Origin of the sequence: Microbacterium flavescens (genome assembly GCF_018588945.1) — a bacterium.
GTDB lineage: Bacteria > Actinomycetota > Actinomycetes > Actinomycetales > Microbacteriaceae > Microbacterium > Microbacterium flavescens.
Window position 1 is genome coordinate 220,468 of record NZ_JAFIWA010000001.1, and the last position, 26,521, is coordinate 246,988.

General features: G+C 66.1%; 29 protein-coding genes. 13 read left to right on the forward strand and 16 right to left on the reverse strand.

Annotated features, from left to right (window positions below):
* Positions 1-204 precede the first annotated feature (204 nt).
* Positions 205-684 carry a cupin domain-containing protein gene (locus JX005_RS01025; protein ID WP_214465538.1) on the forward strand — a complete coding sequence of 160 codons (480 nt, stop codon included), beginning with the start codon at positions 205-207 and terminating at the stop codon, positions 682-684.
* 108 nt (positions 685-792) lie between these two features.
* Here the strand turns inward: JX005_RS01025 and JX005_RS01030 are convergent, their stop codons facing one another.
* From JX005_RS01030 to JX005_RS16340, 3 genes are read right to left on the reverse strand one after another with little or no spacing between them, the layout of a single operon-like run.
* Positions 793-1,824 carry a tyrosine-type recombinase/integrase gene (locus tag JX005_RS01030; RefSeq protein ID WP_214465539.1) on the reverse strand — a complete coding sequence of 344 codons (1,032 nt, stop codon included), beginning with the start codon at positions 1,822-1,824 and terminating at the stop codon, positions 793-795.
* Positions 1,821-2,759: a tyrosine-type recombinase/integrase gene (locus tag JX005_RS01035; RefSeq protein ID WP_214465540.1), complete on the reverse strand. Its 939-nt coding sequence runs from the start codon at positions 2,757-2,759 to the stop codon at positions 1,821-1,823. Before JX005_RS01035 ends, JX005_RS01030 begins: the two co-directional genes overlap by 4 nt.
* Positions 2,756-3,982, reverse strand: coding sequence for a tyrosine-type recombinase/integrase (locus JX005_RS16340; RefSeq protein ID WP_214465541.1), 1,227 nt, complete (start codon positions 3,980-3,982; stop codon positions 2,756-2,758). Before JX005_RS16340 ends, JX005_RS01035 begins: the two co-directional genes overlap by 4 nt.
* A gap of 138 nt (positions 3,983-4,120) precedes the next feature.
* Between JX005_RS16340 and JX005_RS01045 the strand changes: the two genes are divergently transcribed.
* The 3 genes from JX005_RS01045 to JX005_RS01055 are packed head-to-tail and all read left to right on the forward strand — an operon-like array spanning position 4,121 to position 6,319.
* Positions 4,121-4,555 carry a PDDEXK nuclease domain-containing protein gene (locus JX005_RS01045; protein WP_214465542.1) on the forward strand — a complete coding sequence of 145 codons (435 nt, stop codon included), beginning with the start codon at positions 4,121-4,123 and terminating at the stop codon, positions 4,553-4,555.
* Positions 4,556-4,607: 52 nt separating this feature from the next.
* Complete coding sequence (locus JX005_RS01050; RefSeq protein WP_214465544.1) at positions 4,608-5,135, forward strand: DUF4365 domain-containing protein; 528 nt, start codon at positions 4,608-4,610, stop codon at positions 5,133-5,135.
* A gap of 56 nt (positions 5,136-5,191) precedes the next feature.
* Complete coding sequence (locus JX005_RS01055) at positions 5,192-6,319, forward strand: hypothetical protein (protein WP_214465545.1); 1,128 nt, start codon at positions 5,192-5,194, stop codon at positions 6,317-6,319.
* Positions 6,320-6,348: 29 nt separating this feature from the next.
* Here JX005_RS01055 and JX005_RS01060 read toward each other — a convergent pair whose 3' ends face one another.
* A complete protein-coding gene (locus tag JX005_RS01060; protein WP_214465546.1) occupies positions 6,349-6,699 on the reverse strand; it encodes an ArsR/SmtB family transcription factor in 351 nt (116 codons plus the stop codon).
* A gap of 185 nt (positions 6,700-6,884) precedes the next feature.
* Between JX005_RS01060 and JX005_RS01065 the strand changes: the two genes are divergently transcribed.
* Positions 6,885-8,882 carry a heavy metal translocating P-type ATPase gene (locus JX005_RS01065; RefSeq protein ID WP_246533384.1) on the forward strand — a complete coding sequence of 666 codons (1,998 nt, stop codon included), beginning with the start codon at positions 6,885-6,887 and terminating at the stop codon, positions 8,880-8,882.
* Between the two features lie 142 nt (positions 8,883-9,024).
* Here the strand turns inward: JX005_RS01065 and JX005_RS01070 are convergent, their stop codons facing one another.
* The 7 genes from JX005_RS01070 to JX005_RS01100 all read right to left on the reverse strand — a co-directional run bounded on the left by JX005_RS01070 (position 9,025) and on the right by JX005_RS01100 (position 13,644).
* A complete protein-coding gene (locus tag JX005_RS01070) occupies positions 9,025-9,414 on the reverse strand; it encodes a four-helix bundle copper-binding protein (RefSeq protein WP_246533455.1) in 390 nt (129 codons plus the stop codon).
* A gap of 273 nt (positions 9,415-9,687) precedes the next feature.
* On the reverse strand, positions 9,688-10,497 hold the full coding sequence (locus JX005_RS01075) for a cytochrome c biogenesis CcdA family protein (RefSeq protein ID WP_214465549.1): 810 nt from the start codon (positions 10,495-10,497) through the stop codon (positions 9,688-9,690).
* Positions 10,497-11,060 (reverse strand): TlpA family protein disulfide reductase, encoded by a 564-nt coding sequence (locus JX005_RS01080; protein WP_246533385.1) that lies wholly within the window; start codon positions 11,058-11,060, stop codon positions 10,497-10,499. Before JX005_RS01080 ends, JX005_RS01075 begins: the two co-directional genes overlap by 1 nt.
* 53 nt (positions 11,061-11,113) lie before the next feature.
* A complete protein-coding gene (lspA, locus tag JX005_RS01085) occupies positions 11,114-11,650 on the reverse strand; it encodes a signal peptidase II (protein WP_214465552.1) in 537 nt (178 codons plus the stop codon).
* A gap of 50 nt (positions 11,651-11,700) precedes the next feature.
* Positions 11,701-12,351, reverse strand: coding sequence for a DsbA family protein (locus JX005_RS01090; RefSeq protein WP_214465554.1), 651 nt, complete (start codon positions 12,349-12,351; stop codon positions 11,701-11,703).
* Positions 12,352-12,429: 78 nt separating this feature from the next.
* Positions 12,430-12,852 (reverse strand): hypothetical protein, encoded by a 423-nt coding sequence (locus JX005_RS01095; protein ID WP_214465556.1) that lies wholly within the window; start codon positions 12,850-12,852, stop codon positions 12,430-12,432.
* Between the two features lie 480 nt (positions 12,853-13,332).
* Positions 13,333-13,644 (reverse strand): thioredoxin family protein, encoded by a 312-nt coding sequence (locus JX005_RS01100; protein ID WP_214465558.1) that lies wholly within the window; start codon positions 13,642-13,644, stop codon positions 13,333-13,335.
* Between the two features lie 87 nt (positions 13,645-13,731).
* Between JX005_RS01100 and JX005_RS01105 the strand changes: the two genes are divergently transcribed.
* The 8 genes from JX005_RS01105 (at position 13,732) to JX005_RS01140 (ending at position 21,589) form a co-directional block, all read left to right on the forward strand.
* Positions 13,732-14,013: a metal-sensitive transcriptional regulator gene (locus JX005_RS01105; RefSeq protein ID WP_214465560.1), complete on the forward strand. Its 282-nt coding sequence runs from the start codon at positions 13,732-13,734 to the stop codon at positions 14,011-14,013.
* Positions 14,014-14,043: 30 nt separating this feature from the next.
* A complete protein-coding gene (locus tag JX005_RS01110) occupies positions 14,044-14,376 on the forward strand; it encodes a heavy-metal-associated domain-containing protein (protein WP_214465562.1) in 333 nt (110 codons plus the stop codon).
* On the forward strand, positions 14,373-16,649 hold the full coding sequence (locus tag JX005_RS01115; RefSeq protein WP_214465563.1) for a heavy metal translocating P-type ATPase: 2,277 nt from the start codon (positions 14,373-14,375) through the stop codon (positions 16,647-16,649). Before JX005_RS01110 ends, JX005_RS01115 begins: the two co-directional genes overlap by 4 nt.
* 31 nt (positions 16,650-16,680) lie before the next feature.
* Positions 16,681-17,118: a DUF6153 family protein gene (locus JX005_RS01120; RefSeq protein WP_246533386.1), complete on the forward strand. Its 438-nt coding sequence runs from the start codon at positions 16,681-16,683 to the stop codon at positions 17,116-17,118.
* Positions 17,119-17,213: 95 nt separating this feature from the next.
* Positions 17,214-17,807 carry a DUF305 domain-containing protein gene (locus tag JX005_RS01125; RefSeq protein ID WP_214465565.1) on the forward strand — a complete coding sequence of 198 codons (594 nt, stop codon included), beginning with the start codon at positions 17,214-17,216 and terminating at the stop codon, positions 17,805-17,807.
* A gap of 56 nt (positions 17,808-17,863) precedes the next feature.
* Complete coding sequence (locus JX005_RS01130) at positions 17,864-18,745, forward strand: WD40/YVTN/BNR-like repeat-containing protein (protein ID WP_214465567.1); 882 nt, start codon at positions 17,864-17,866, stop codon at positions 18,743-18,745.
* A 37-nt stretch (positions 18,746-18,782) separates the two neighbouring features.
* On the forward strand, positions 18,783-21,290 hold the full coding sequence (locus JX005_RS01135; RefSeq protein ID WP_214465568.1) for a heavy metal translocating P-type ATPase: 2,508 nt from the start codon (positions 18,783-18,785) through the stop codon (positions 21,288-21,290).
* Between the two features lie 101 nt (positions 21,291-21,391).
* On the forward strand, positions 21,392-21,589 hold the full coding sequence (locus tag JX005_RS01140) for a YHS domain-containing protein (RefSeq protein ID WP_214465569.1): 198 nt from the start codon (positions 21,392-21,394) through the stop codon (positions 21,587-21,589).
* A 73-nt stretch (positions 21,590-21,662) separates the two neighbouring features.
* On the opposite strand, the gene JX005_RS01145 is transcribed toward JX005_RS01140, so the two are convergent.
* The 5 genes from JX005_RS01145 to JX005_RS01165 form a co-directional block, all read right to left on the reverse strand.
* Positions 21,663-22,724, reverse strand: a complete 1,062-nt coding sequence (locus JX005_RS01145; RefSeq protein ID WP_214465571.1) for a cation diffusion facilitator family transporter — start codon at positions 22,722-22,724, stop codon at positions 21,663-21,665.
* Positions 22,721-23,086, reverse strand: a complete 366-nt coding sequence (locus JX005_RS01150; RefSeq protein WP_214465573.1) for an ArsR/SmtB family transcription factor — start codon at positions 23,084-23,086, stop codon at positions 22,721-22,723. The genes JX005_RS01145 and JX005_RS01150 overlap by 4 nt, the downstream gene beginning before the upstream one ends.
* 394 nt (positions 23,087-23,480) lie before the next feature.
* Positions 23,481-24,053 (reverse strand): hypothetical protein, encoded by a 573-nt coding sequence (locus JX005_RS01155; RefSeq protein ID WP_372447315.1) that lies wholly within the window; start codon positions 24,051-24,053, stop codon positions 23,481-23,483.
* A gap of 8 nt (positions 24,054-24,061) precedes the next feature.
* Positions 24,062-24,514 carry a single-stranded DNA-binding protein gene (locus JX005_RS01160; RefSeq protein ID WP_214465574.1) on the reverse strand — a complete coding sequence of 151 codons (453 nt, stop codon included), beginning with the start codon at positions 24,512-24,514 and terminating at the stop codon, positions 24,062-24,064.
* 187 nt (positions 24,515-24,701) lie between these two features.
* On the reverse strand, positions 24,702-26,519 hold the full coding sequence (locus JX005_RS01165) for a type IV secretory system conjugative DNA transfer family protein (protein WP_214465575.1): 1,818 nt from the start codon (positions 26,517-26,519) through the stop codon (positions 24,702-24,704).
* Positions 26,520-26,521: the final 2 nt, after the last annotated feature.

Here is a 26,521-nt window from a genome sequence, read left to right on the forward strand (position 1 = left end):
GGAAGCTGCGGGCGCTCGGTGGGTGCCTGGTGCTGAGCGTCGGGCTCGGCGCGGTGCTGATGGCGCCGAACCTGCCGGTGCAGCGGCCGGCGCCGTACTCGCTCTCCTCGCCTCCACGAGGTTCGCCGAACCCACCCACCCTTGACTCCCCGAGAAGAATGACCCTGACTTGGAATCGAAGTCCGAGCACAAAAGGAGAACACAATGACCATCAACGACGTCGGGCCCCGCCCGAACGCGTTCGACATCGAAGAAGCCACCCGGCGGAACGAGAACTACCGCACCGTGGCGTGGACCGGGAAGTACCTGCAGGTCACGCTGATGTCCATCCCGGTCGGGGAGTCCATCGGCCTGGAAGTCCACCCGGACACCGATCAGTTCCTACGCCTCGACGCGGGAGACGGCAAGGCCGTCATGGGCCCGGCCAAGGACCAGCTCGACTTCGAACAAATCGTCTCCGACGGGTGGTCTGTCCAGGTCCCCGCCGGCACGTGGCACGACGTGATCAACACCGGCGACGAACCGCTGCGCCTCTACGCGATTTACGCCCCCGTTCACCATGCACCCGGCATCACCCAGGAAACCAGCGACAAGGCCGAACAGGACGAAGCGACCGGCAAGGACGAGCCTCCCGCCTGGACCGTCCAGCCCGGAGACAGCACGCCCGACGAGCACGCCAGCTGACGTCTACTCGCGTCACCGCTCCGTAAGGATTTTGCGGGCAATGAACGCCTTGGCCCACCGAGCGTCGCGCCCGCCACATGGAAGCATCGGTCGGTCGGGATGCTCCGGTCACGTGGTGAGTCCGCAGAGTCGCCGGATGATGTCTTCTCGGTCGTGCCACATCGGTATGGCCGGCGGGCTGGTGGTGTCGCCACCGCTGGCTTTGGCGAGGGCTTGACGCTTCATCTCGGTATCGGCGTGGGCGTATATGAGCGTGGTCTCGGGATCGGTGTGCCCGAGCCATTCGGTGATCAGCGCCAGCGGCATGCCCGCTTGGTAGAGGTGCATGGCACGGGAGTGGCGCAGCATGTGCGGGTGAACCTTCTCCGGGATCTCCGCGCAGCTCTCGCGGGCTCTGCTCGCATGTTGGCGCACGAATCGGCCGACGTTGTCGTCGGACATGGACGTCTTGCGGTGACCGTGGATCGTGTAGAACAACGGCTGGTCAGCGGCGGGCTCGGGGTGGAACACCTCGGCGTAGCGGCGATAGTGGGCAGCGGTCTCGCTGGTGATAGGTAGCCGCCGCGGTTTCGCGCCCTTCCCGATCAGGTCGACGGTGAGTCGCCTGACATCGATGTCACCGACGGTCAGGGCGAGCATCTCACCGTCGCGGGCCGCGAGGTCATACATCAGGATCATGAAGAACTGGTCGCGAAGGCCGATCTTCGTGGCGAGGTCGGGCGCGGCGAGCAGCGCCTTCACGGCGCCCGTCGTCAGATAGTGGACGGCTTTGGTCGCTACGGTCTTCAGTTGCGGGACACCGATGATGTCAGCCAGGTGGACGGCGAGTATTGGCTCGGCGGTAGCGGCGTAGCGGAAGAAGGACCGGATGCAGGCGAGCCGCTGGTTGTAGGTCGTTCCGGTCCACGAACGCGTTGCCCTCATGTGGTCAAGGAACTCGAGGACGCAGACCCGGTCAACGATCGCGAACGTCACCCGCTCGAGCGGAACCCCGCGGGTCTCCGCGACGTAGCCCAGGAGCATGTTCCAGGTGTGGCGGCACGCGGTGATCGTGTGAGGGCTGACTCCGCGTTGCCGGGGCATGAAGACGGTGAACCACTCGCGCAGGTGCCGGTAGAAGCTGTCGGTGTGGGTGGTCATGATGTCACTTCCGGGATGATGCCCGCGGCGCTGGTCAGGCCTGTTGCGGCCAGACGCTCGGGGAGCAGGTGGATGTAGTAGGCAGTCGCCGAGTAGGTGTCGTGACCCATGTAGGCCGACAGGTAGGGCAGCCACACGTTGAGGTCGCGGCCATCCTCGACCCATCGCGTCAGGGTGCGGGTGGCGTAGTTGTGGCGCAGCGTGTACGGCGTGGAACCGGGTGCGACACCGCCAGCGTTCTCACGGCATCGGTGATAGTGGGCCGTGACCCAGCGAGCCGGGTAGGGCTGTCCGGGGTGGTCCTCGAAGAAGAACTCCCGCCCGGGTCGGCGCAGATCGGCGAGCTCGTCAAACCCAGCCAGCAGGGCGACCATGCCGGTGTCCACCGGGACACGGCGGTCTTTGTTCCGTTTCGACTGCTCGATCATCACGATCGCGCCGCCAAGGTCAACATTCCCGCGACGCAACAGGCGGGCTTCTTGCGGCCGCAACCCGCAACCCAGCATCAGCCGGAACAGCACCGGGATCGTGTATTCACGGAATGGGTTGGTCCCTGACGGAGTGACCGAGTCAGCAACTGCGAAGAAGGCAGCCAGTTCGCTGTCACTGAACATGTGGGGCAGCTTCCTGCGGTGCGGTCGGATCCACTGCGCGGGCAACACGAAGGCTTCGACGCCGACCAGTTGCAGGTACCTGCCGAACTCGCGGATCGCGTGGGCCTTGTACGCAGGCCATTCGGTCCGCTTGCCTTCTCGGCACCAGGCGGTGACCAGTTCCCGGGTCAGCATCGGCTCGCCGTTCGGGTGTGCCACGCAATATCGGTCGAAGCTCAGCATCGGATACGCGAGTGTGCGGCGCGAGTAGCCCAGAGCTGTACGCCATTCGAGCATCGCCTCAATATGAGTCGCGAAGCCGCTGCTGAATGTGATGGTCATCGCGGGCCTTCCTTCGCTGGGGCAAAGCTGTCGAGAGGCAGTGCGCAGTCCCTAAGGGATTCGTCGGCCAGCGCGATGTAGCGCCGAGAGGAGTCAACGCTGGCGTGACCGAGCAGCTGCGCGGTCAGCGCGAGTTCGGCGCCTGACTCGATAAGTCGGGTGCCGATCGTGCGTCGCAGAGCGTGGAACGTCTTGCCGTCATATGCGCGGTGCGACACGCCGGCCTCGTCAAGCCATCGACCCATGATGAGAGCCCCCGTTGGCCCCGTCAGCTTCGTGAAGGGAGCGTAGAGACGGACGAATATCTCGGGCGCACTGCAATCGGGTCTTCCCTGCAGGAGCCAGTCCGCGATCGCGTAGCCGGCTTCCGCCGACAACGGCAGCGTCAACGGCGCCAAGGTCTTGTTTTGCACCACGCGGATCTCATCCCTGTGCCAGTCGATCTCGTCGAGCCGTAGTGACACGATGTCGCAGCAGCGAAGCCCGGTCGAGAGCGCTAACCGGACCATCGCGTAGTCCCTCTTCCCGTGTGGGGTTTCGGTCTCGATTGCCGCGACGATCCGGCCAGTCTCCTCGAGGGTGAAGCAGGGCAGCGCCCGCGTCCGTCTCGGCCCGACCCGCGCCAGCAGGGCATCGACCTTCAAGTCGGTCACGCCCTGATGGTTCAGGAACTGGAAGAACCGCTTGATCGCCCACACCGTGTTTCCCATGCCCGATGCGTGACGCGGCCTCGCTTCGACGAGAAATGCTCCGACATCGTCGACAGAGACCGACTCCAGCGAACGGCCGACGCGCTCCAGATAACTGATGAACCCTCGGGCTTCAGCGACCACAACACGCACCGATCCGGTCACGAGGTCCTTCTGCTCGTACTCAGCGAAGTCGCGGAGAACCACCGTGCCGGACGCGCTCAGGCTCGATTTTGACCTTCGCCGCTTCCACACGACCGCGCCGGTCTGCTGGAACTCCAGCATCATCCGGGCAGTTTTCTCCAAGTTCGATCGCAACACAGAACGGATCTCACCTCGGCGCATTCGATCATCCATTGCCGCCAGGAACTCCTCCACGGCCCGCTCGGTCAGCCGATCGATTCCTCGGCTGCGGCAGAACCAAACCACGGTCCGGCAGCAGCTCCGGTAGTACCGGATCGAGCCCGGCGCCAGGCCGATTCGCGTGGCCTCTGCCAACACGCCCTCGGCAACCTCGGATGCTTCGTCATTCACGACCCCAACCTCCTATCGGACGGTGTCGCGGACCGCCCCGAATGACGGTCGCGACCTCATTACCGTCCCGCGGAAAGGTGCCGACGACTACCCTTTGGTAGCTTCTGGGGCGCGCGCAGATTATTCCGAGCCAGACAGATGGCTGCACCCTGTCGCAGAGCAGGTCAAGCGGCCATCGGAATAATCCGAGAGTCGGAAGTATCGACGTTATTCGGAGGTGGGAATAACGTCGACCTTCTGTTCTTTCACGTGGAACAACTCCGATACGTCGTCATCGAGCTGAAGACCACGAAGTTCGAACCCCGTGACGCCGGACAACTTGGGTTCTACGTTGCTCTCGTCGATGACCGACTCCGCCGCCCGGATCTACACCGCCCCACCGTCGGCATGTTGCTCGTTGCGGATAAAAACGAGACCGTTGTCAGATACGCCCTGGCGGGAACCGCGCAGCCGATGGCTGTCTCCCGATACGAACTGTCTCCACAAGTTCAAGCGGCGTTGCCGGCCGAGGAAACGCTGACTCGCATCGCCGAGGGAGCCGGGGCTAGACACCAGCACGCTCGTGATAGGTGAGATCGATTCGGTGTGATCAGGCGGAGATCGTCCGCGCCATATAGTGAGCCTCATGACGACGGTGACGGGTATTCCTGGCGACCGTCTCGCTCAGTCCGCAAACCACCGCTTTGACGACAACGGGCGTAAGGCTCGGTACGGAGTCGCGTACCTCCAGTCGTTGTGTGCGCACGCGGGCGTCGACTTCAAAGAGGGCTCGCTAGATAGCGACAATCTCGCCGTGGACGCGACGATCGAATATCCACGGATGCCCGTTCGCGTTCAGATCAAGTGCACGTCGAAATACAAGGTCGGCAACGGCAATATGACCTTGGAGCTGAAGCCGGAGTGGGTCGCAAAGTGGGCGGAGAGCGACACCACGGTGTTCGTCGTTGTCGTGAAGGTGCCTGCGGATATCCCCAGCTGGTTGGAACACGATCCGAGCTTCACCCGCCACCGCACGGTTGCCTTCGGACAACGGTTCAATGCTTCCATCCACACCAAGTCGATGAAGTTCACGGCCTCCGACAAGATCACCAGCGAGACGGTTTATGACTGGCGTGACCTTGCCTACGCGATCGCGGACGGGGCGACACTGTGACGCCCCGGCCCTTCCGTCCCGTGGCGCCGCCGGTGACTCGAGAGGCCAGCCTTAGCATGCCGGCGTCTACGGCCGCCGCCGACGTCACCGGCTTGCTGCTGCGACGTAGCTGGATCCGGGTGCGCACCAGTGACCGCGCTGCGTTGTGGAGCCTTCCTGACGGTTCTGCCGAACTCTATGTTCCTCATTCACTGCGCCGGGACACATTGGAATGGGCCGGCGTCCTGGAGCGGATCGGCGCCCCGTACGCGGAGACGGCCGTCGATGTTGAGCGTTCCATTGAGCAGACCAGTTACGACGTGATGCGATTCCGCGTCAACAGCACTGGTGAGACGATACCGCTGGAGTCAGCGGCGACCGTCATCAATTCTGCGTTCGGCATGATCCGCGCTGCGGCAACTGCGGCACGTCGACCTCGTCAGAGCATCGGTCGCCACTACTCCAAGCTCGGCGACGATGTGGCCAGGGCCGCTCGACTTGGCCATACAGAGATGGGCAGCTTTGTTTTCCCGGTGCTGGTGCACATTCAGGAACCGTCGCCGACGGAGCATGCCACGCTACCTGGCGTTGACAGTGTCATCCCGGAAAGCGATGAGCGACGCGTCACCAGGACGTTGGCACAGGCGCTCACTGCGTTCGAACGCCAGGTTGTCACTCCTGATGTAGAGCCGACGTCGCGTTCGTTGCTGCCCATGGTCTTCGCCGGCGGAACAAAGGAGCTGCTTGCCAAGGTGGGAGAGGCGTTAGCAGAACCCGACATCTCCTTTCTGGAGATGCGCTTTTCGTGGGCTGGAGCTGCGCCAGTGGGCGAGGAGATACCCTCGCGGGTCGTCATACCCACCGAGGCACGTCAGCACATTCAGACTGCCGTCCGGATTCTCGCCGACCCACAGAAGGACCCGCTCCGGGTTGTTGTGGGGCCAATTATTCGAATCGAGCACGAGCCGAACGATCCCTTCGGGGAGATTGTTGTGCAGGCTCCCGGTCCGAGTAGCGGACGCATTGGCCGCGTTGAGGTGCGGGTTCGGGCGGAACAGCTCGAGGAGATCCACGGATGGATGCATGCTGGCACGACCGTCGTTCTTCACGGCTACGTTGACAGCAAGCCCGGCCACTACGCTCAGTTCCGGGAAATTGGGACGCCTCAGCCGCTTTCGAACGCGTTGCCGGGACTAGATACCTAAGCAGGCGGGCCTACGCGCCCCCACAGTCGTTATCGCGCCGTGGTCCCGTAGTTCTTGCAAAGGACCACCTTGTCGCCGGCTGCCTCGAGCAACTGCTCGGCCGAGAGAAGCATGTCCAGGAGCTGGGGGTGGGCGATTGAGTACAGGGAGGATCGCCCCTCCGGCCGCACGTTGACTAGGTCGCACTCGCGCAGGCAGGCGAGGTGCTGGGAGACCGTCGACTGTGCCAGTCCGAGATGATCGGTGATCTGCACCACCTTCTTCTCGCCCCCCATGAGCAGCTGCAGAATGGCCAGCCGCGCTGGATCCGCGAGGCCATGGAACAGTGAGACCGCGGGCTCCAAGGCGGCCCGAGCGGCCGCCGACGTCAGCATCGTCATTTGCCGATGATACCTTGCTGGCGTGCGCGGACTCCCCGAGTGCCGATCAGCAGCGCACCCCACTCGACGAACTGAGTATGCAACAGAAGTCAACGTTGTTATCGTTGACTACCGATGAAAGCGCGCACGTGGATCCAGGTCCGTTGTGACGCCCTTCAAGATCACCGTGACGCAGAAGGCGAATGATGAGCGACCCCGAAAAGACACCCAAGGACTTCGACCCTGACTCCGACCGCACCCAACTCGCCGCCGCGCGCCACGACGCCGACGATGATGACGATGACGATGACGATGTGGAGCACATCTGGCAGGTGAACGAGATCCGTCTCGGGGTTCTGTCCGGAGCGCTACTTCTTGCCGGGTTCCTGCTCGGGCTCGCCGGCTTCGAGTCGTGGGAGCTCTGGCTGAGCATCGCGGCGCTCATCGCCGGCGCCGCCACGTTTGTGCCGGGTGCTGTGCGGGACGTGTTCAAGGGCAAGATCGGCATCGGCACCCTGATGACGGTCGGCGCGGTCGGCGCCGCAGCGTTGGGGCAGTTCGAAGAGGCTGCAACACTTGCCTTCCTCTACTCCCTCAGCGAGGGGCTCGAGGAGTACTCCGTTGCCAAGACTCGGCGGGGCCTCAGGGCACTGCTCGACCTGGTCCCGGACGAGGCTGTCGTGCGCCGCGACGGCGCGGAGCGCACGATTGCCACCGCGGAATTGGTCCTCGGCGACCTGATGCTCGTCAAGCCCGGCGAGCGACTCGCCACGGACGGCATCATCCGCACGGGTCGCACGGCCCTGGACTTGTCCGCGATCACCGGCGAATCGATGCCGGTTGAGGCTTCCCCCGGCGATGAGGTGTTCGCCGGCGCCATCAACGGCACCGGCGCCATCGAGGTCGAGGTCACCACAACCGCTCAGAACAACTCCCTGGCCCGGATCGTGCACATCGTCGAGACGGAACAGTCCCGGAAAGGCTCGACCCAGCGACTCACCGACCGAATCGCCAAGCCCCTCGTTCCCGGCATCCTGATCCTCGGCGCACTCATCGCGATCTTTGGTGCGATCTTCGGCGACCCGGCGTTCTGGATCGAACGCGCCCTCGTCGTCATCGTCGCAGCGGCCCCGTGCGCGCTGGCGATCTCGGTTCCGGTGACCGTGGTCGCCGCGGTCGGTGCCGCGAGCAAGCACGGGGTGCTGGTCAAGGGCGGCACAGCACTCGAGACCCTCGGCAAGGTCCGCACGATCGCGCTGGATAAGACCGGCACGCTCACCCGCAACAAGCCCGTCGTCATCGAAGTCGCGGTCTCCGCGGGGCACTCCAAGGACGACGTGCTGGCCTTCGCCGCGGCGCTGGAAGCGCGCAGCGAACACCCCCTAGCGCGTGCGATCCTCGACGTCGCCGGCACCCCACGAGTAGCTGAGGATGTCACCGCTGTGACCGGGGCGGGTCTGACCGGCACCGTCGACGGCGTGCCGATCCGGGTGGGGAGACCGGGATGGGTCGAGCCCGGTGCGCTGGCCGCCGACGTCTCAAGGCTCCAGGGCGCGGGTGCCACGACCGTTCTGGTTGAACGCGACGGTGCCGTGCTGGGAGCGATCGCCGTCCGGGACGAGCTGCGCCCCGAATCGACCGAAGTGGTGGCGACCCTGCGCAAACGCGGCTACACGGTCGCGATGCTCACCGGCGATAACGAGGCGACGGCCAACGCGCTCGCGCAGCAGGTCGGGATCACCGAAGTCCACGCGGACTTGCGGCCGGAGGACAAGTCGCAGCTGATTGCGAAGCTGCGCGGCACCGGCCGCGTCACTGCGATGATCGGTGACGGTGTCAACGATGCCCCCGCTCTGGCAACAGCGGATCTGGGTGTTGCGATGGGCGCGATGGGCGCTGATGTAGCGATCGAGACGGCTGATGTCGCGCTGATGGGAGACGACCTCCGTCTTTTGCCCGGCGCATTCGCGCACGCTCGCCGAACCCGGCGAATCATGCTCCAGAACGTGGTCGTTTCCCTCGTCCTGATCGGCGTCTTGATCCCGCTCGCCCTCTTCGGTGTTCTCGGGCTTGCGATGGTGGTCCTCATCCACGAGGCCTCAGAGTTCGTCATCATCCTCAACGCGCTGCGCGCCGCGCGCTCAAAGGACCTGCGCATCGTGGGGGCGATCGAATCCGAGACAGGGGCGCTCGCAAGGCCCTGATACGGCCGCCGGTGTCGGCGGCGCACGGCTCTACCGCGGAGTTAGCTCGGAGCTAGCCCCGCCGTCCCGGACGGGCGGGACGGCGGGGACGGATCGGGTTTGCTCAGGGCCGTGGTGCGCGGATCGAACCCTGCCGACCCGGTCAGGCCATCTTCATCAAACTGTTCTTGAGTGCCATGCAGGCGTCCATGCATGCTTTGCAGGACTGTGCACACATCTTGCAGACTTCGCTGTCGTCTGCGTGCGCCATGCACTCGTCCATGCACATCTGGCACACGGCGATAGTCGCGTCCAGCATCGACATGGTCACTTCCCGCGTCATGCCCTGCATCCGCAGCATGCAGTTCATCATCGTGTTGCACATTGCCGCGCAGTTCATGCAGGCCGGAGCGCACGGCGTCATTTCCATGGAACACACGATGGACGCCTGCTCGCACGCCGAGCAGGCGTCCAGACAGGCCTCCAGGACCGACATATCCGTCGTGCTCATGCCGGCCTTGGCCATGTCCTTGGACATCATGTCCATCATCATCGAGTTCACGGCACAACTCCTTCGGATTCTCGCGACGGCGGCGGCTGCCGCCAATCAGGACGCTACTCTCGGCGGCCCGCCGCGTCATCGGGTACCTGAGTCGTTCGGCAGCGCCGTCCTCTCGGGAGTTCACACCGGGCCCCTCGCGGCGGGAAGATAGCCGACGGCCCGCAGGACCCGAGCGCTGGTAGAACAGGAGCGCGTGCGGTGTCCCCAGGATGAGGGTGCCCAGAATGGGCGGTTCACCGGGCGGGGTGGCGCGGATGTCCTTGGTCAGAGCGGGAGTTGGATGCTTCCGACAAGGGATCCCAGCGTGGACATTACGGCGGTCCAGACGCCGGTGACCATGAGGATTCCGAGCAGAATCAGCAGGGCCCCCCCGATGAGGTTGATGGTGCGCACGTGGCGGCGGAGGAAGGTGGTGGCACTGCTTGCCCACCCGATGCCCAGTGCGATCAGCAGGAAGGGAATGCCGAGGCCGAGGGAGTAGGCGATGCCGAGCGTGGCCGCGCGGGCTACGTCACCGGTGTTGGCGGCGATGACGAGGATGGTGGCAAGGGTGGGGCCGATGCACGGTGCCCAGCCGATTCCCATCGCCGCGCCCAGCAGCGGTGCGCCGGCCAGACCCAGGTTGGTGCGCACCGTGGGTCGGACGGTGCGCTGCAGGGTTCCGAACGCGCCGATGAAGACCAGGCCCATCGCGATGACGAAGATTCCGGAGACGCGGATGATGATGTCGCGGTACTCGATCAGATAGAGCGCGAGAGATCCGGTGATCACGAACGCGACGAGGAACACGATGGTGAACCCGGAGATGAACAGCAGGACACCCGTGATCAGTCTCCGCCGTGGCTGGACGAGCGTCGCCGCTGTCGCCGCGGCCCCCGTGCCTGCGGCCCCCGTGCCTGCGGCCCCGGAGGTCTGTGTCCCGGGCCCACCGGTGGCCATTGCGGAGACGAACCCGAGGTAGCCGGGGACCAGGGGGAGCACGCAGGGGGACAGGAACGAGAGCAGGCCGGCGAGCACGGCGATGGGGATCGCGGCCAGGAGGGCTCCGTCGTAGACGATCGCGCCGGGATCCATCAGGAGCTTTCCTTGATCACGTCGCGGACAATGGCGCGCAGCGTGGACGACCCGTCGAGTTGGCCGGAGATCCGAGCCGCCACACGTCCTTCCTGGTCAACGACCAGAGTGGTGGGCGTGGCCAGGACGGCGGTGACCTTCGCGAACGCGAGCTTGACTTGACCGTTTCGTGCGTCGATCACGCTGGGGTAAGTGATCCCGTAGGTGTCAGCGAAGGCAAGAGCGGTGGCCGCCTGATCGTAGGTGTTGACGCCGAGGAAGTCGGCGCCGTTTTCCGCGAACTCCTGGTAAACCTCTTCGAGGTAAGGGGCTTCCACCCGGCACGGCCCGCAGGCGGCGTACCAGAAGTTGACCACCAGAACCTGCCCGCGGTAGTCGTCGCTGCTGACCTTCTCGCCGGTCTCGATGACACCCTCGAAAACGACCGGGTTCCCCCGGTCCTCGGCGGGGATCTCCACCACGCGACCATCCCCCGAGATGTATCCCTTATTCGATCCTGACCGGTACTGCGCGGCGAGCTCATCCGTCGCCGCGCAACCACTCACGCCCAGCAGCAGGGCCAAGCCCAGGGCCGTGACCCAGCTCAGCCTCGCCGAACGTGCCTGTCGAGTTCGCATCACCGGTCGCCGTTCCCGGCATCCGCCGGAGCTGGGGCATCACCCGCATCCGCGGCATCCGCCCGGCGATCATGGGACCCAATGACGGCTCGCACGCCGATGAGGCCAAAGCCGGCGACCAGGAGAATGTCGGCGACATTCCCGATGAAGAGGTCGCCGTAGGCGATGAAGTCGGTGACATGCCCTTGCCCAAAAGAGGGCGGATTGAACAGCCGATCGAGCAGGTTCCCGAGGGCCCCACCGAGGATCAACCCCAAAGCAATTCCCCACCACACGCCGCGAAGCCGAACCGCGAACACGATCGTCACGATGACCGCAACAAGGGACAGCACAGTCAGAATCCAGGTGCTGCCAGCACCAAGAGAGAACGCGGCGCCCGGGTTGTAGACCAACCGCAGGCTCAGCAGATCGGCCAGGACCGGGACGGACGCCCCCGGCTCCAGCCACGCTTCCGCCATTGCCTTCGTCACCCGGTCGATGACCAGGGCGACCGCGCCCACGACCAAGGCGACCATGATCGCCCGCTTACGTCTCATGATCCTGCTCCTGTCCGTGTCGCGGGCCCCCCGCGCGCCGCTGCTCCCAGTCATCGGGCGAGTTCCGCATCGATCGCGTCCGTCAGATCCGCCCAACTAGTCAACTCGAGCGGGCGGTCGTTGACGAAGAACGTGGGTGTGCTGGAAACGCCGAGAACCTGACCGTCGGCGAAGTCGGAGCCGACACGGGCGGCCGTCTCCGGGTCTGCGACATCTTCGTCATATGTGGGCATGTCCAGCCCGATGTCCTCCGCGAAGGAACGGAACAGGGCGGCCTGGGACTCCTGAGCCTCACCCCAGTCCGCTTGAGAGCGGAACAGTGAGTGGTACATCTCCTCGAACTTGCCCTGCCGGGCTGCGGCTTCGGCCGCCACTGCCGCATTTGTTGAGTTGAAATGGCCCGGCAACGGAAAGTAGCGGACCAGATAAGTGATCTGCCCGGCGTACTCCTCGCGCAACTGCTCGACGAACGGATACCCCGCCCCGCACGCTTCGCACTCGAAATCGAGGAACTCGACCACCACAACGGCCCCCTCGCCGCCGTCATCGAGCACATGCGAGTCCGCGCGGACGGTCGGGGGAGGGTCTCCGGACACATCCGCGGCCGCGGGGCGATTCACCATCACCCAGATCGCCGCGGCAAGAACAAACACAACAAGCACCGCCGCTGTCGCGACCAGCGGCTTCACATGGCTCTTCACAGCACTCCTCACACAATCGACTCAGCACACACGGAACAGCCCCGGTACAGGGGCAGGTAGCCCTGCAGGGGCCGTGAGTCAGGTGCGGCTGATCGACAGCTGAGAAAGCGAAAGGTGATGAGGGAGGCGACCGGCGGGTATCGACCAGCGTGGGGAACCTCGCGGCGAGACCGCCAAGAAAGGCCCCCGCCCGGCGCGCCTCCACGTGAACCGCGCAGCAACAAGGAAAGCACAGCACGCAGCGATGAACGCGCACAGCGTCATCAACGCGGCAGCCGCGGGATCGGTCACCGACGTAGCAGCGACAACCTGCTGACTCGCCGCGGCGTCCGAGGCGATAACGGCCACGGACGGCCCGGCCTCGGCCAGCCCGCCCGGCCCCTCATGAGAGCCGAGAGCGACGACACCAACGGCTACCAGAAGCAGAAAGGTGGTGAGGACCTTCACTGCCAACACAACCCGGTTGTCCGAGCGTGGCTGGACATCCTCGGGGAGATTCATTTCGCGCCCATTGTATCTCCCGGCCCGCTGGTTCCCCTGCGCCCCGTTGCGCTGGAACCCGCCACCGCACGGCCCCTTAGGCAGCCTCAACCGGGCGCTGACGGACTGATTCACCTCGGTCCGCGTACACGTAGCCAACGGATCACAAAGCCCGTTCGGAGCGCAGCGCGGACGGCGACGAAGGTTGATATTCGCGCCCCCGATGGGGATCGTCTTGCGCTACCCGGAGCTCACCCATACGCACGAGCACTATCCCGACAGCCACCACCGGCACTCGCACCCGACTACATAGCGTTTCGGTCGGGAGCAGGTCCGCGCGTTCGCCTGGCGAGTGGTCAGTCGGCCGCGCGTCGGTCGTTGTGCAGCCGCAGCGCGATCCATAGGCCGCAGCGCCGGCACACGTATCCGGCGGTGCCGTGCAGCGCGTGGACTCTGCGTCGGGGCAGGGTTCGGCCGCAGCAGGAACACCGGACGGCCGCGTCAGTGTCCATGTGCGTCGATCGCTGCGATGAGCTGCTCGGTCGTGGGGAGTCCTGCCAGCCCGGTGGGAGTCAGATAGACCCGGCACGCGAGGTCCACGGTGCGCCCGCCACTGAGGAACAAGTCCTGGCCGTCGACCGTGATGGTGGGAGAACCCGCGAAGGGGACCTGGGCTGCGTCCGCGGACGTGCCGAGCAGTCGGTACGTGATGGTCGTCTCACTGAACCCGGTCGCATCCAACGCTTCGCGGAGGCGGCTCCCGGTTTCGATCCAACTTGGGCAGTCCTCGATGTGCAGGACCTCGATGTTCATTCCCTCATCCTCCGCCAGCGCCTTTCAATACCAAAAGGATCAGTGGCGATCAGGCCAAATTACCCTAGGGGGGTATAGTATCGAGATATGAACGGGTACGCAGGGAACAAGGACGACCTTCTGAAGCGGCTGAGCCGCGCGGAGGGTCAGGTGCGCGGGATCGCGCGGATGGTCGAGAACGACAAGTACTGCATCGACATCCTCACGCAGGTCTCTGCCGCGACCAGCGCACTCGAGACGGTGGCGCTGTCCCTCCTGGCCGATCACCTGTCGCACTGCGTCGCGGAAGCGACCGCCGAGGGCGGCGCCGTCGCTGCGGAGAAGATCCGTGAAGCGAACGAGGCGATCGCCCGCCTGGTCCGTTCCTAACCACACCCCCCCGACCGAGAGGACACCATCATGACCACGAACGAGCGCACCGACCTGGGCCTGACCGATTCCGCCGCCGCCGCCGGCTGCAGCTGCTGCTCCACCGCGTCCGCCACCGACACGCGCGTTGCCGTATCGACGACCACACAGGATGTTCTGGTGGACGGGATGACCTGCTCGCACTGCGTGATGAGCGTCACAGAGGAGATCACCGCGATCGACGGGGTTGAGAACGTGTCGGTCGATCTGAACGCGGGCGGCTCCTCGCGTGTGACCATTCACAGCGCCGCCCCGATCGATGCGGCACGCGTGCGCGCCGCGGTGGAGGAGGCGGGGTACGCCCTCGCCGGCAGCCCGGCATGAGCGCGCTCGATGTGGAGCTCGAGATCTCCGGGATGACGTGCGCGTCCTGCGCGACGCGGATCGAACGGAAACTGAACAAGCTCCCCGGCGTTGAGGCGACCGTCAACTACGCGACCGAGAAAGCCCGCGTCCGCGCGAACGGTGTCGAGACGGCGGAGCTGATCGCGGCGGTCGAATCCGCAGGATACTCCGCGGCGTTACCGGCACCTATCGCGCCCGAGCCCACATCGACCGACACCCCTGCGGAAGACCCCGAGCTGGTGTCGCTGCGTCGCCGACTGCTGATCAGCACCGCGTTGGCTGTGCCGGTCGCGCTGATGTCGATGATCCCGCTGCTGCAGTTCACGTACTGGCAGTGGCTGGCCTTGACGCTGACCGCCCCGGTGGCGGTGTGGGGGGCGTGGCCATTCCACCGGGCCGCGTTCGTGAACGCCCGCCACGGGGCTGCGACGATGGACACGCTGATCAGCGTCGGAGTGATCGCCGCGTTCGGCTGGTCCCTGTATGCGCTGTTCTTCGGGATGGCCGGGATGCCCGGCATGCACATGACCTTCACCCTGTTCGGCAGCCCCGAAGCGGGCAGCGGCGAGATCTACCTCGAAGTCGCCGCCCTCGTCACGGTGTTCATCCTCGCCGGCCGATACGCGGAAGCCCGCGCCAAGAAATCCTCCACCGAAGCGCTCCGCGCACTCCTGCACCTGGGCGCGAAGAATGCCACGCGCCTGGTCGGCGGCGTCGAACAACTGGTCCCCGTCTCCCAGCTGATCGTCGGCGACCGGGTGCTGGTGCGCCCCGGGGAGAAGATCCCCTCCGACGGCCTCGTGGTCGATGGGGCATCCGCGATCGACGCGAGCATGCTCACCGGTGAATCCGTCCCGGTCGAGGTGACCACCGGTTCCCGCGTGATCGGCGCGACCGTGAATGTCGGCGGACGCCTGATCGTGGAGATCACCCGCGTCGGTGCCGACACCGAACTCGCGCGGATGCAACGGCTGATGGACGAAGCCCAGACAGGCAAAGCGAAGGTGCAGCGGCTCGCCGACCGGGTCTCGGGTGTGTTCGTCCCGATCGTGATCGTCCTGTCGATCGTCGCGTTCGTGGGGTGGCTGCTGGTCGGCGGGTCACTCGAGGTTGCGTTCACTGCGGCCGTGGCGACTCTGATCATCGCCTGCCCCTGCGCGTTGGGGTTGGCGACACCGACCGCACTGCTGGTCGGCACCGGCCGCGGCTCGCAACTGGGGATCCTGATCCGCGGACCCCAGGTGCTTGAACAGACCCGCCAGGTCGACACCATCGTGCTGGACAAGACCGGCACCATCACCCACGGCACGATGACCGTCACCACAGTCTCACCCGCACCCGGCGTTACCGTCGAGGATCTCCTGGCCACCGCGGCGGCGGCCGAGTGGGGCTCGGAGCACCCGGTCGCCCGTGCCATCGTGACCGCTGCCGACGGCATCCCGCCGCAGGCCGAGTCTTTCCTGTCCCATGCCGGTTTCGGTGTGCAGGCCGTCGTCGACGGCGCCTTGGTGGTCGCTGGACGGCCGCTGTGGGTTGAGGATCAGTGGAGCGTGCATCCGTCGATCACCCACCGCACAGAGGCAGAGACCCTCGAAGCCGCCGGTGCCACCGTGATTGCGGTCGCCCGCGACGGCGAGTTCCTCGGCACCATCGCCGTCTCGGACACGGTCAAGCCGACCAGCGCCGAAGCAATCACACGATTCCGCGCCCTCGGTCTCTCGCCGGTGCTGCTCACCGGAGACAACGCCGGCGCCGCGCAGCACATCGCCAACCAGGTCGGCATCGACGAGGTCCGCTCCGGGGTCACCCCGGCCGGGAAGCTCGAGGTGATCCGTCAGCTGCAAGCCGCCGGCCGGGTCGTCGCCATGGTCGGCGACGGCGTCAACGACGCCGCAGCCCTGGCCGCCGCGGACCTCGGTGTCGCAATGGGCGGCGGCACGGACGCGGCGATCGCCGCCTCCGATGTCACGATCGCCTCCGGCGACCTGCTCGTCGTGGTCGACGCGATCCGGCTGTCCCGCCGCACACTGGGCACCATCAAGGGCAACCTGTTCTGGGCATTCGCGTACAACATCGCCGCGATCCCGATCGCGATGCTCGGCCTGCTCAACCCCCTGGTTGCCGCGGCCGCGATGGCGCTCTCCTCGGTGTTCGTGGTCACCAACAGTCTCCGCCTGCGCAGCTTCCGCCCCCACCCCGCACCCGCTGTTGCGGCGCCCGCGACGGCCGACCGGACAGTGCAGCCGGCCTGAGCCGGTCTACCCTGGACACGAGGGAGGTGACATGTCGATGATCGCTCTGGCACAACGTCTGCGCCCCGGCCCACGCGGGCTGGGCCACTCGGTCCTGCTGCTCATCGCTGTCACTGCCGCGATCATCGTCGGGCTGCTCGCGATGCACTCCCTGAACAGTCACACCGAGACCGCCGCACCGGCAACCGCGGCCGCGATGCACGAGCACGGCACCGCCAGCGTGGGCGTCACTGACCACGGCACCACCCAGCCGGCGACCGACGGGGACTGCGCGGACTGTGGCGGGCACGCCAGCATGCTGGCGATGGCCTGCGTCCTCGCGCTCCTGATCGTCTCGCTGCTGCTCTTCCTCCCGCGCGTGGGCATCACCTGGGGGGCCGCGCTGCGCGCCGGCCCGGCCCTGATCGCCCGTGCCGCTGTCCTTCCTCGACCACCGTCTCTTCTGGTTCTCTGCATCAGTCGCACCTGAGGAGTGCTGTTAGCCGACCCCGTTGCGGGTGGGCACAGCATTCGCGCGCCCGGGCACCGGCTCGTGCGCCTCACATACGACTGAGGAGACCTCTAATGAACAACCGTGCCGCGGCAACCGCCGCGATCACCCTGACCGCCCTGCTCGCCCTTGCCGGCTGCGCCAGTACCACCAGCAGTGGCGGGATGGACAACATGCCCGGAATGGGCTCATCGGCATCCGCATCCCCGGCCGCCGACGTGAACATGGCCGACATGCAGTTCACGATGATGATGATCCCGCACCACGAACAGGCCGTTGAAATGGCCGACATGATCCTCGCCAAGGACGGCATCGACGAACGTGTGCTCACCCTCGCCGAGCAGATCAAAGCCGCTCAGGCCCCGGAGATCGAGCTGATGGAGTCCTGGCTTGATGACTGGGGCACCCCGATGGGGGACATGGACGGAATGGATCACGGGGGGATGATGTCGGACACCGACATGCAGGCCCTCGAGGACGCCACCGGTGCCGAGGCATCCCGCCTGTTCCTGGAGCAGATGATCGTCCACCACGAGGGTGCGATCGAGATGGCCCAAGACGAGGTCGACAACGGGCAGAACCCCGATGTGATCACCCTTGCCGAGAACATCATCGCCTCGCAGACAACCGAGATCGCCACCATGGAGGACATCCTCGCGACCCTCTGACCGGCAGTGGCCGGCCGCACCCGACGGCCGGCCCGCTGCCTCCGGAGAACGCCACTATGACCACTCACACCCGCACCCTCGCCGTCGCCACCCTCGCCGCGACGCTTACCCTGACCGCCACCGCGTGCACCGCGTCCCCCGACAGCGATGCCTCACCCGCCCTCATTCCGCATGTCCACGATGTCGCGTTCGACCTGGACGGGGCGCTGCTGGTCGGCGCGCACACCGGTGTCTATCTGGTCGACCTCACCACCGATGAGGTCTCCCTCGTCGGTAAGACCACATTCGATGCGATGGGACTCACCGTCCAGGGGGATACGATCCTCGCGTCCGGCCACCCGGACCCGGCCAACCAGGACCACACGTTCACAGCCCCCAACGTGGGCCTGGTCCGCTACAGCGAGGCCCGCTGGGAGCAGGTGTCGTTGGCGGGCGTCACCGACTTTCATATGCTCGCCGCCACCCCCGCCGCACCCGAGATCCTCCTCGGGCTCCCCTCGGACCGGGCCGTCCTGGCGGAGAGTACCGATGCCGGGCAGACCTGGGCGGATCTTGTCCCGCTGACCGCCCGTGACATCAGCATCGACACCACCCAGGCCGACATCGTCACCGCCACCACCCCAGACGGGCTGAAGGTCAGTCGCGACGGCGGCACCACCTTCTCGCCTGTGCCGAACGCGCCCGCGCTGCTGGTCATCACGGCCGATCCGACGGTGGAGGAAGGGATCATCGGCGTCGATACCGACGGCACCATCTGGACCGGGGCGACAACGCCCGACGCGGTGTGGAGGACTGCCGGGCACGCCACCGGCACCGCGTCCGCGATCGCCGTCAGCTGGGAGGGGATCGTCGCGATCGCCGACGAGGGCGGAGTCCGCACCACATCTGACGCAGGGAACACCTGGCGAGTCGTCATCAGAACCGAGCCCACCTCTTGAGCACGCCGCATCGGCATCACGGAGCAGGAGAACAGAAATGAACGGAACTACGCGCACAGTCGTCCTGGAAGTCGAGGGAGTCTCCTGGGCATCGTCGAAGTCGATCGTCGAATCGACGCTTCTCCGCCAGCCCGGGGTAACGGATGTCGAGGCGAACCCGGTTTCCCAGACCGCAAACGTCTCCTACGACCCGCAGCTCACCTCACAAGCACAGCTGCGGCAGTGGATCATCGACTGCGGCTACCACTGCGCCGGGCAGTCCGTCCCCGAGCACATCTGCGATCCCTCTCATGACCCCGACCACGCACACGACGCAGGCGTGACGGTGGCGCCCACCCGACCTTCCGCAGATGCGCACCCGGGTCACGGCGCCGACGCGGGCACGCCGATGCACGATCATGCGGTGGCCCCTGCTGAGCCTTCGGGGCACGATGCCCACAGCGGGCATGGGGAGGGGATGCCTGCTCGTACGAGCCAGGATGCGATGGGGCACGGCGGGAGCCATGCGGGGATGTCGATGGCGGCGATGATCCGCGATATGCGCAACCGGTTCATCGTTGCCGCTGTCCTGTCGGTGCCGATCATCCTGTGGTCCCCGATCGGTCGGGAAGTGTTCGGCTTCACCGTTCCGGCACCATTCGGGCTCCGCGATGACTGGTTCTCGCTGATCCTCTCCCTGCCGGTGATCTTCTATTCGGCTTGGATCTTCTTCGACGGCGCCTGGCGTGCCCTTCGGGCTCGCACAATGGACATGATGGTGCTGGTCGCCGTCGGGGTCGGCACCGGCTGGCTCTACAGCGTCGTGGTCACCCTCACCGGGGGCGGGGAAGTGTTCTACGAGGCTGCCACGGTGCTGGCCAGCTTCGTGCTGCTCGGCCACTGGGTGGAGATGCGCGCCCGCGGCGGCGCGAACGACGCCATCCGGACCCTCCTCGAGCTCGCCCCGCCCCGCGCGGTCGTCCTCCGAAACGGGGAAGAGCTCGAGGTGCCCACCTCCGATGTCATCCCCGGGGACCTCATGCTGGTCCGGCCCGGCGCGAAGATCCCCACAGACGGGACCGTGGAGGAGGGCGCGTCGGAGATCGACGAATCCATGGTCACCGGCGAAAGCCTCCCCGTCGTCAAGACCGCCGGGTCCACGGTCATCGGCGCCACCGTCAACACCACCGGCACGCTGCGGGTGCGGGCCACCAAGGTCGGTGCCGACACCGCGCTGGCCCAGATCGTCGCTCTCGTTCAGGAGGCGCAGAACTCCAAAGCCCCCGGGCAGCGGCTCGCGGACCGCGCAGCCTTCTGGCTGGTGCTGGTCGCCCTGATTGGCGGCACTGTCACTTTCCTGGTCTGGTGGCTGATCGGCGCCCCGGTGCCCACCGCGATCCTGTTCGCCATCACCGTGGTAGTGATCACCTGCCCTGACGCGCTGGGCCTGGCCACACCGACTGCAATCATGGTCGGCACCGGCCTCGGCGCCAAACGCGGCGTGCTGTTTAAGAACGCCGGCGCGCTGGAGTCCGCCGCGCACATCGACACTGTGGTCCTGGACAAGACCGGCACCCTCACCAAGGGCGAACCCGAAGTGACCGACTACATCCCCATCGGGATGAACGACATCGAACTTCTCTCCCTTGCCGCCGCTGCCGAGCGCGAGTCCGAGCACCCCCTCGCCAAAGCCGTCGTCGCCTACGCCGACGCCCGCAACATCCCCCGTCGCACAGCCAGCTCATTCCGCAACGTCACCGGCCTCGGTGCCGTTGCAACGGTCGATGGCCGCCGCGTGGTGATGGGCAACGCCCGACTGATGGCCGACGAAGGAATCGACATCAGCTCCATCGCCGCCGCCCAGAACGAACTAGCCGCCACCGGACGCACCGCCATCGCATTCGCCGTCGACGGCAAAGCCGCCGGCGTAATCGCCCTCGCCGACGCGCCACGCGAGACCGCCGCCGCAGCGATGACCGCACTGCACGAATCCGGCATCGAGGTGGTGATGCTCACCGGCGACAACGAACCCACGGCCAAACGCATTGCCGCGCTGCTGGGCATCGACACCGTCATCGCCGAAGTGCTCCCCGAGGACAAGTCCGCCAAGATCGCCGAACTGCAACGCTCAGGCAAGAAGGTCGCCATGGTGGGCGACGGCGTCAACGACGCCCCCGCACTCGCACAAGCCGACCTCGGCATCGCGATCGGAGCCGGCACCGACGTCGCCATCGAAACCGCCGACGTCGTACTGATGCGCTCCGACCCGCTCGACGTGGCAACCGCGCTACGCATCGGCAAAGGCACCGTCCGCAAAATGCGCCAGAATCTCGGATGGGCCATCGGCTACAACGCCGTCGCACTACCCATCGCCGCAGGCGTGTTCTACCCGTCGCTGGGCATCATGCTCACCCCCGAGATCGCCGCAATCACCATGTCCGGCTCGAGCGTCATCGTCGCCGTCAACGCGCTCATGCTGAAGCGGCTCCGGCTGCCTGCTCCGGCCTCACCTGCGGCAGCGGCCTCCCCGTCCGTGACTCCCGTTCCCAGCGCCGGTCGATCGTGAGGCCCAGCCCGTAGCCCCAGGCGGCGCCAACGCGGCTGCGGGCCTCGAGTGTCATCTGGCAGTCGAGATCGAAACCAGCAAGCACACCAGGAGAAAGCTCCATGTCACACCAAAACGAGAACACCACCGAGAACGTAACGCTTGTCACCGACCCGGTCTGCGGGATGCAGATCGATCCGCAAACAGCGGTCACCACCCGCGAGCACGATGGAGCCACGTTCTATTTCTGCTCACACGGCTGTGCCGCCGCATTCGACGCGGATCCCCACCGCTACGGCCACCCGCACCCCGCACACTGATCCTCATGCCGCCAGCACGTGAACGCCCCCGGGCGATCACCGCGTCCGCGCCGACGCAAACCGACTGAAGGTCCTAATCCCTGCCGGGAGGGTAGGAGGGCCTGCTGTGGTTTTGGGTGCTCACGAGAAACTCGTCCATGTTCGGGAGGTGGGCGCGGACGCTTTGGGCCGCTTGGGTGCCGATCATCTCCACCTGCTCCCGTGACGCCTGCGAGTTCACGGTGAGGATCGCGTCGCCCTCGAGGCGGTGCCCGTTCCAGCGCAGCCGGATGCGGTCGACGCGATCGATGCCATCGACGTGGTCCAGGGCGTGCGTGATTTTGTCGACGAGTTCGGGTTCCACACCGTCCAGGAGGCGGCGGCCGACGCTGCGGACGGTGCCGATCAGGAGCACGATGATCGCTGCGGAGATGATCAGGCCGACGATCGGATCAGCCAGGGGGAAGCCCATCAGCACCCCGACCCCGCCGACGACGACGGCGAGTGAGGTGAATCCGTCGGTGCGGGCATGGATACCGTCCGCGACCAAAGCGGCCGACCCGATCCGTTGGCCGACGCGGATCCGGTAGATCGCGACGATCTCGTTGCCGAGGAACCCGACGATGCCCGCGGCGATCACCCAAATAACGTTATCGAGGGGCTGCGGGTGCAGGATCCGGTCGATGGACTGCCAGGCCGCGACGATCGCCGAGAGCGCGACGACGAAAACGATGAACAAGCCGGCGATGTCCTCGGCACGGCCCAGCCCGTAGGTGTATCTCCGTGACGCCGCCCGGCGGCCGAGCACGAACGCCACCCACAATGGGACGGCGGTCAGTGCGTCGGAGAAGTTGTGGATCGTGTCTGCCAGGAGTGCCACGGAACCGCTGAAGAAGACCACGACTGCCTGAAGGACGGTGGTGGCGAGCAGGATGAGAAGACTGATCTTGAGCGCGCGGATGCCCGACTTATTCGCCTCCAACGCATCATCGATCGAGTCCGCCGCGTCGTGGGAGTGCGGAACGAACAGTCCATACAGGAAGCCTTTGAACCCCGTTGGGTGCCTGTGCGCGCCGTGCCCGTGGTCGTCCCCATGGTGCGGGTGCCCGCCGGGCCCGTGCCCGTGCTCATGGGGGTGCTCGTGGTCGGTGGTCATTCGCGCACTCGATCCGCATGATGGTGTCGGGGAGTGCCACCCAGAGAGTGCTCGGCTTGGAAGATGGCGTCTGCCACGAGCCGGGATGCGTGCTCGTTCTCAAGCCGATAGAACACCTTCTGCCCATCCTGACGAGTCGAGACGATGCGGGCCAGACGGAGCTTGGCGAGGTGTTGCGACACCGCCGCGGGCGATTTCTCGACAACCTCGGCGAGACTGTTCACGGACAGCTCGTCGCTTTCCTGGAGAGCGAGAACGATCCGCACCCGCGTCGCGTCTGCGAGCATCCCGAACACCTCGACGGCCAGCTCCACGTAAGAGCTATCCGGTCGGTACCCGCAATTCTGCTTATCTACGCTCATACGCAGATACTACCTGGGCCGGGGAGAGAGTTCCCTGATCGCTCGCGCTGTGGAGGCCGCCAGCTGTCTCGAATCCCTTGCCTTATGACGCGTCTCGACCCGAGCAGTACCGATGAGTCTGGTGGTGCGCGATCCTGACCCGTCATGGCTTCTCGTAACTACGTGTTGAAACCGACGACTCGCGTTGCAGCTTTCAAGTTGGTTATTAGACAGGTGGGACGCGTGGGCGAACCAGCGCCATGCGCGCCACCCTGCGTTCCCTCGGAGGCTCCCTCTTTCTCCGTGGTCGGTGGCGCGAGCTCTTATGCTGCTCGTCCGCCTCGGTGCTCCATTGGTCGGCGAGTGCAGGCGCGGCGGCCATGGTCCGGGACGGCCGGCCGTCCGCCGGATTCTTTCACCCTCCGCCGTCAGGCATCGCCGCATAGAACGCCTGCTCCGCCGCGCGTCGCGTTTCCACTTCGCCAACCACGAAGGCGATGAAGTCTTCGTCGCGATTCTTGATGACGACGTCCTCGACGGTCTCGGCTGGAGATTCTCCCGGCCAAGAGGCTTGCCGGGTAGCGCGATCGCGGTCGAGGCGTGTTCCGCAGTTGGTGACCCAGTCGTGGAGTCGTTCGCGGGCGTCAGCGAAGTCGCGGAGCCATCCAATCGGGGCGGATCCGTGCTGGTCGGGGTCGTAGGCGCAGAGCCAGTGCAGGTGCAGCGCGGATAGTTCCCAGACGAGCTCAGGGTGGCGGTGCCAGAGGGGTGGGATGACGGATGCCGGGAGGCCATATGTGCGACGCAGCCAGTTCACCCATCGATTGAGTGCGATCCACGCCGTCTCTGCTTCCTCGGCGTTCAGCAGGTTCCAGTTGACCGGGTGGGGCGGGTCGGCCGTCGTCGGTCCGTCGTCCTCATCCGCGTCCGTGGAGCCGAAGCGCGCCGGAGGCTCCTCCCGACTGGGACCAGCTGGGTGAGGCGACATCGTCATCCTCAGAATCCGAGGGCGCGGACGACGCGGCTTTGCCGCACGGGTTCGTTGGCGGGTGCGCCGTGATCGATCGACTCTCGCGCGGGGGCTCCCGCCCGTCGGCCGCGGTCGACGTCGTAGTTGGTGCGAGCGAGGTCGTGGCCGAGCTTCTTTGCGACGAATTCTTCGGCCTCGACGACTTGACCGTCGCGTTCGACCGGGAATGTCCGGGTGTAGCCCTCGGCTATGAAGCTGTCGCCCTTCGCGAATCTGGCGAGTGCGCGTTCCGCGGTGGCGCGGTAGGCGACCATGTCGTGGAAGCTCGGCTCGAGTTCCGTGAACGATCCGTCATCGTTGCGGCGGAAATGGGGCTGCCCGATCCGCACGTACAGACGCGCGTCGCCGTTCTCGGTGGTGGTCCGCTGCGGATCGGTGGCGATGAAGCCCGAGATGGACTGCTGAGTGTGAAGAGCCATGGGACTGACCTCTCGCGTTAGCTCAAGCGGGGGATCCGCTTCATGGAAGAGGTGAGCCAGGCATCCCCGAACACTGGAATCGGGCGTCGCCCGGCTCCGGCTGTTCCGCGGTCACGGGTGGGCGCGATGAACAACACCGATCCTGAAGTTGAGCGGAGACATCACCAGACACACCCCTCAACGCCGTCTACTCCACTTCCTCGGCATCGACGTCAGATACGTCGATGATTTGGGCTGACGGCTCCTGCAGTTTCGCCTCGAGCAAGGCGCGGTCAGCCAGCAGTGTCTTCGCGTCGGGTCGCGAGGTCCAAGTTCGAAGCCGGGTCACGATGGGTGGTGCAGCGCGGAGCATCACGAGGCCGGTACCGAAAGGCAGAGTTCTGATGACGTCCGGGGGCATGATGGCGACGCGTCGAATCGAGCGCTGCGAGGAACGGGAGCCGCGGTCACCAACCGTCGTGGAGTCGGTGGTCTCGTCTCGGTCGCCGATGAGGGTTGCGACGTCTTGGAGATCGCGGGAGTTGGACGCGCCGCCGAGGATGATCTTGACGATCGAGGCATCCCAGATCGCGCCGGCCGCGTTGTCACTCCATTTCGAGCGGGCCTGGGTGAGAGACTGCAGGACCGGCATGGTCGTGATCCCGGTGCCGCCGCCCTCCGCCATCAGCGTGGGGAGTGAGGGCAGGGGCGCGAGGTTTCCGATCTCGTCGAGCGCGAGCAGGAGTGGGGGGTCGAGGCGAGCGCCGGGATTGTGCGCAGCGATCCGACGGGCCGACTCCACGACATCTTCCACGAAGGCCGCAACGAGTGCGGCGGAATTGTTCGCGCCGGCGCCCGTTGCCAGCAGGTAGAGGGTTCCGTTGCTGCGGAGGAAGGTCTCCGGGTCGAAGGATTCGCCATCGGCGGGGGAAACAGCGGCGAGGACCCGCGGGTCGGCCAAGGCTCCCAGCGCCAGAGAAACTCCCTGCCAGATGGAATCGCGGGTGCGGGGATCCGACTCCAGCATGGCCTGCAGCGAGTCGGACCAGCCGGTCGCCGCCCGGGGCTCGTTCACGAGGATCGCCACGGCTTCCGCTGCGACGGCGGGGTCGAGCGTCCAGCGGAAGAGTTCGCTGGGCTGACGGTCGGCGAGGGCGGCCGCGTGCAGGAGCGATTGCAACGCGGTGCGGGTCTTCGCTTCCCAGAATCCGCCCGACTCCACACCGCCGGCCGCCAACCCGGTACCTGACGCGAGGCCGGCCGCACGGATCATCGCGGTCAAGGGGTTCTCGCAGCCGCGGATCGGTGACCAGCGCAGGCCGGCCGGCACTCCATCGGCGAGCTGCTGTGGGTCGAAGACGGCGATGGGGCCGATCCGCGCGCGAGCCTGCAGCGTTGCGGTGAGGTTGTCGGGGCGGGTGGATGTCGTCACCACCGCTCCCGGAGCGTCGAGGATCGCGTTGATCACGATGTGCGCGCCCTTGCCCGACCGTGGTGGGCCGATGACGAGGATCGAGTCCTCGACACTCGCCCAGACCGCGGAGGAGCGGGAGTGTCCGATCAGGTAGCCGACGTCCGTGGGCTTCGCGTTTGTCAGCGATGGTCGCAAGTGCGCTGCGCGTTTCATCAGCGCGGACTTGGAGGCCGCTTTCGCGACGTCCTGACTTCCCGCGATTCCAGGGATCCGGTACGGGTCGGCGGTCGACCGTCGATGGGTCCTACGCAGGAGTCGCCAGCCGAGCACGATCCCGCTTCCGGCCACGAGGATCAGCATCGCCACGCAGCCCCAGTACGCCACGGGATTGAGTCCCGGGGCGTGCAGCGCAGCCGCGGGATCGGACGCGTCGAGAACCACAGCGAGGCCGGCATCGATGCCCGCGACGGGTTGGGGGATGCCGGTCATCCACGCCGCCAAACCACCTGCGACGCGGAGCATCACCGCAAGGCCGGCGCCCGCGAGGAGGAGCCCCAGACCGAGGTTTGTCAGCTCGTCGCCGTGCGAGGTGATCGGCTTCGAAGTGCTCATCT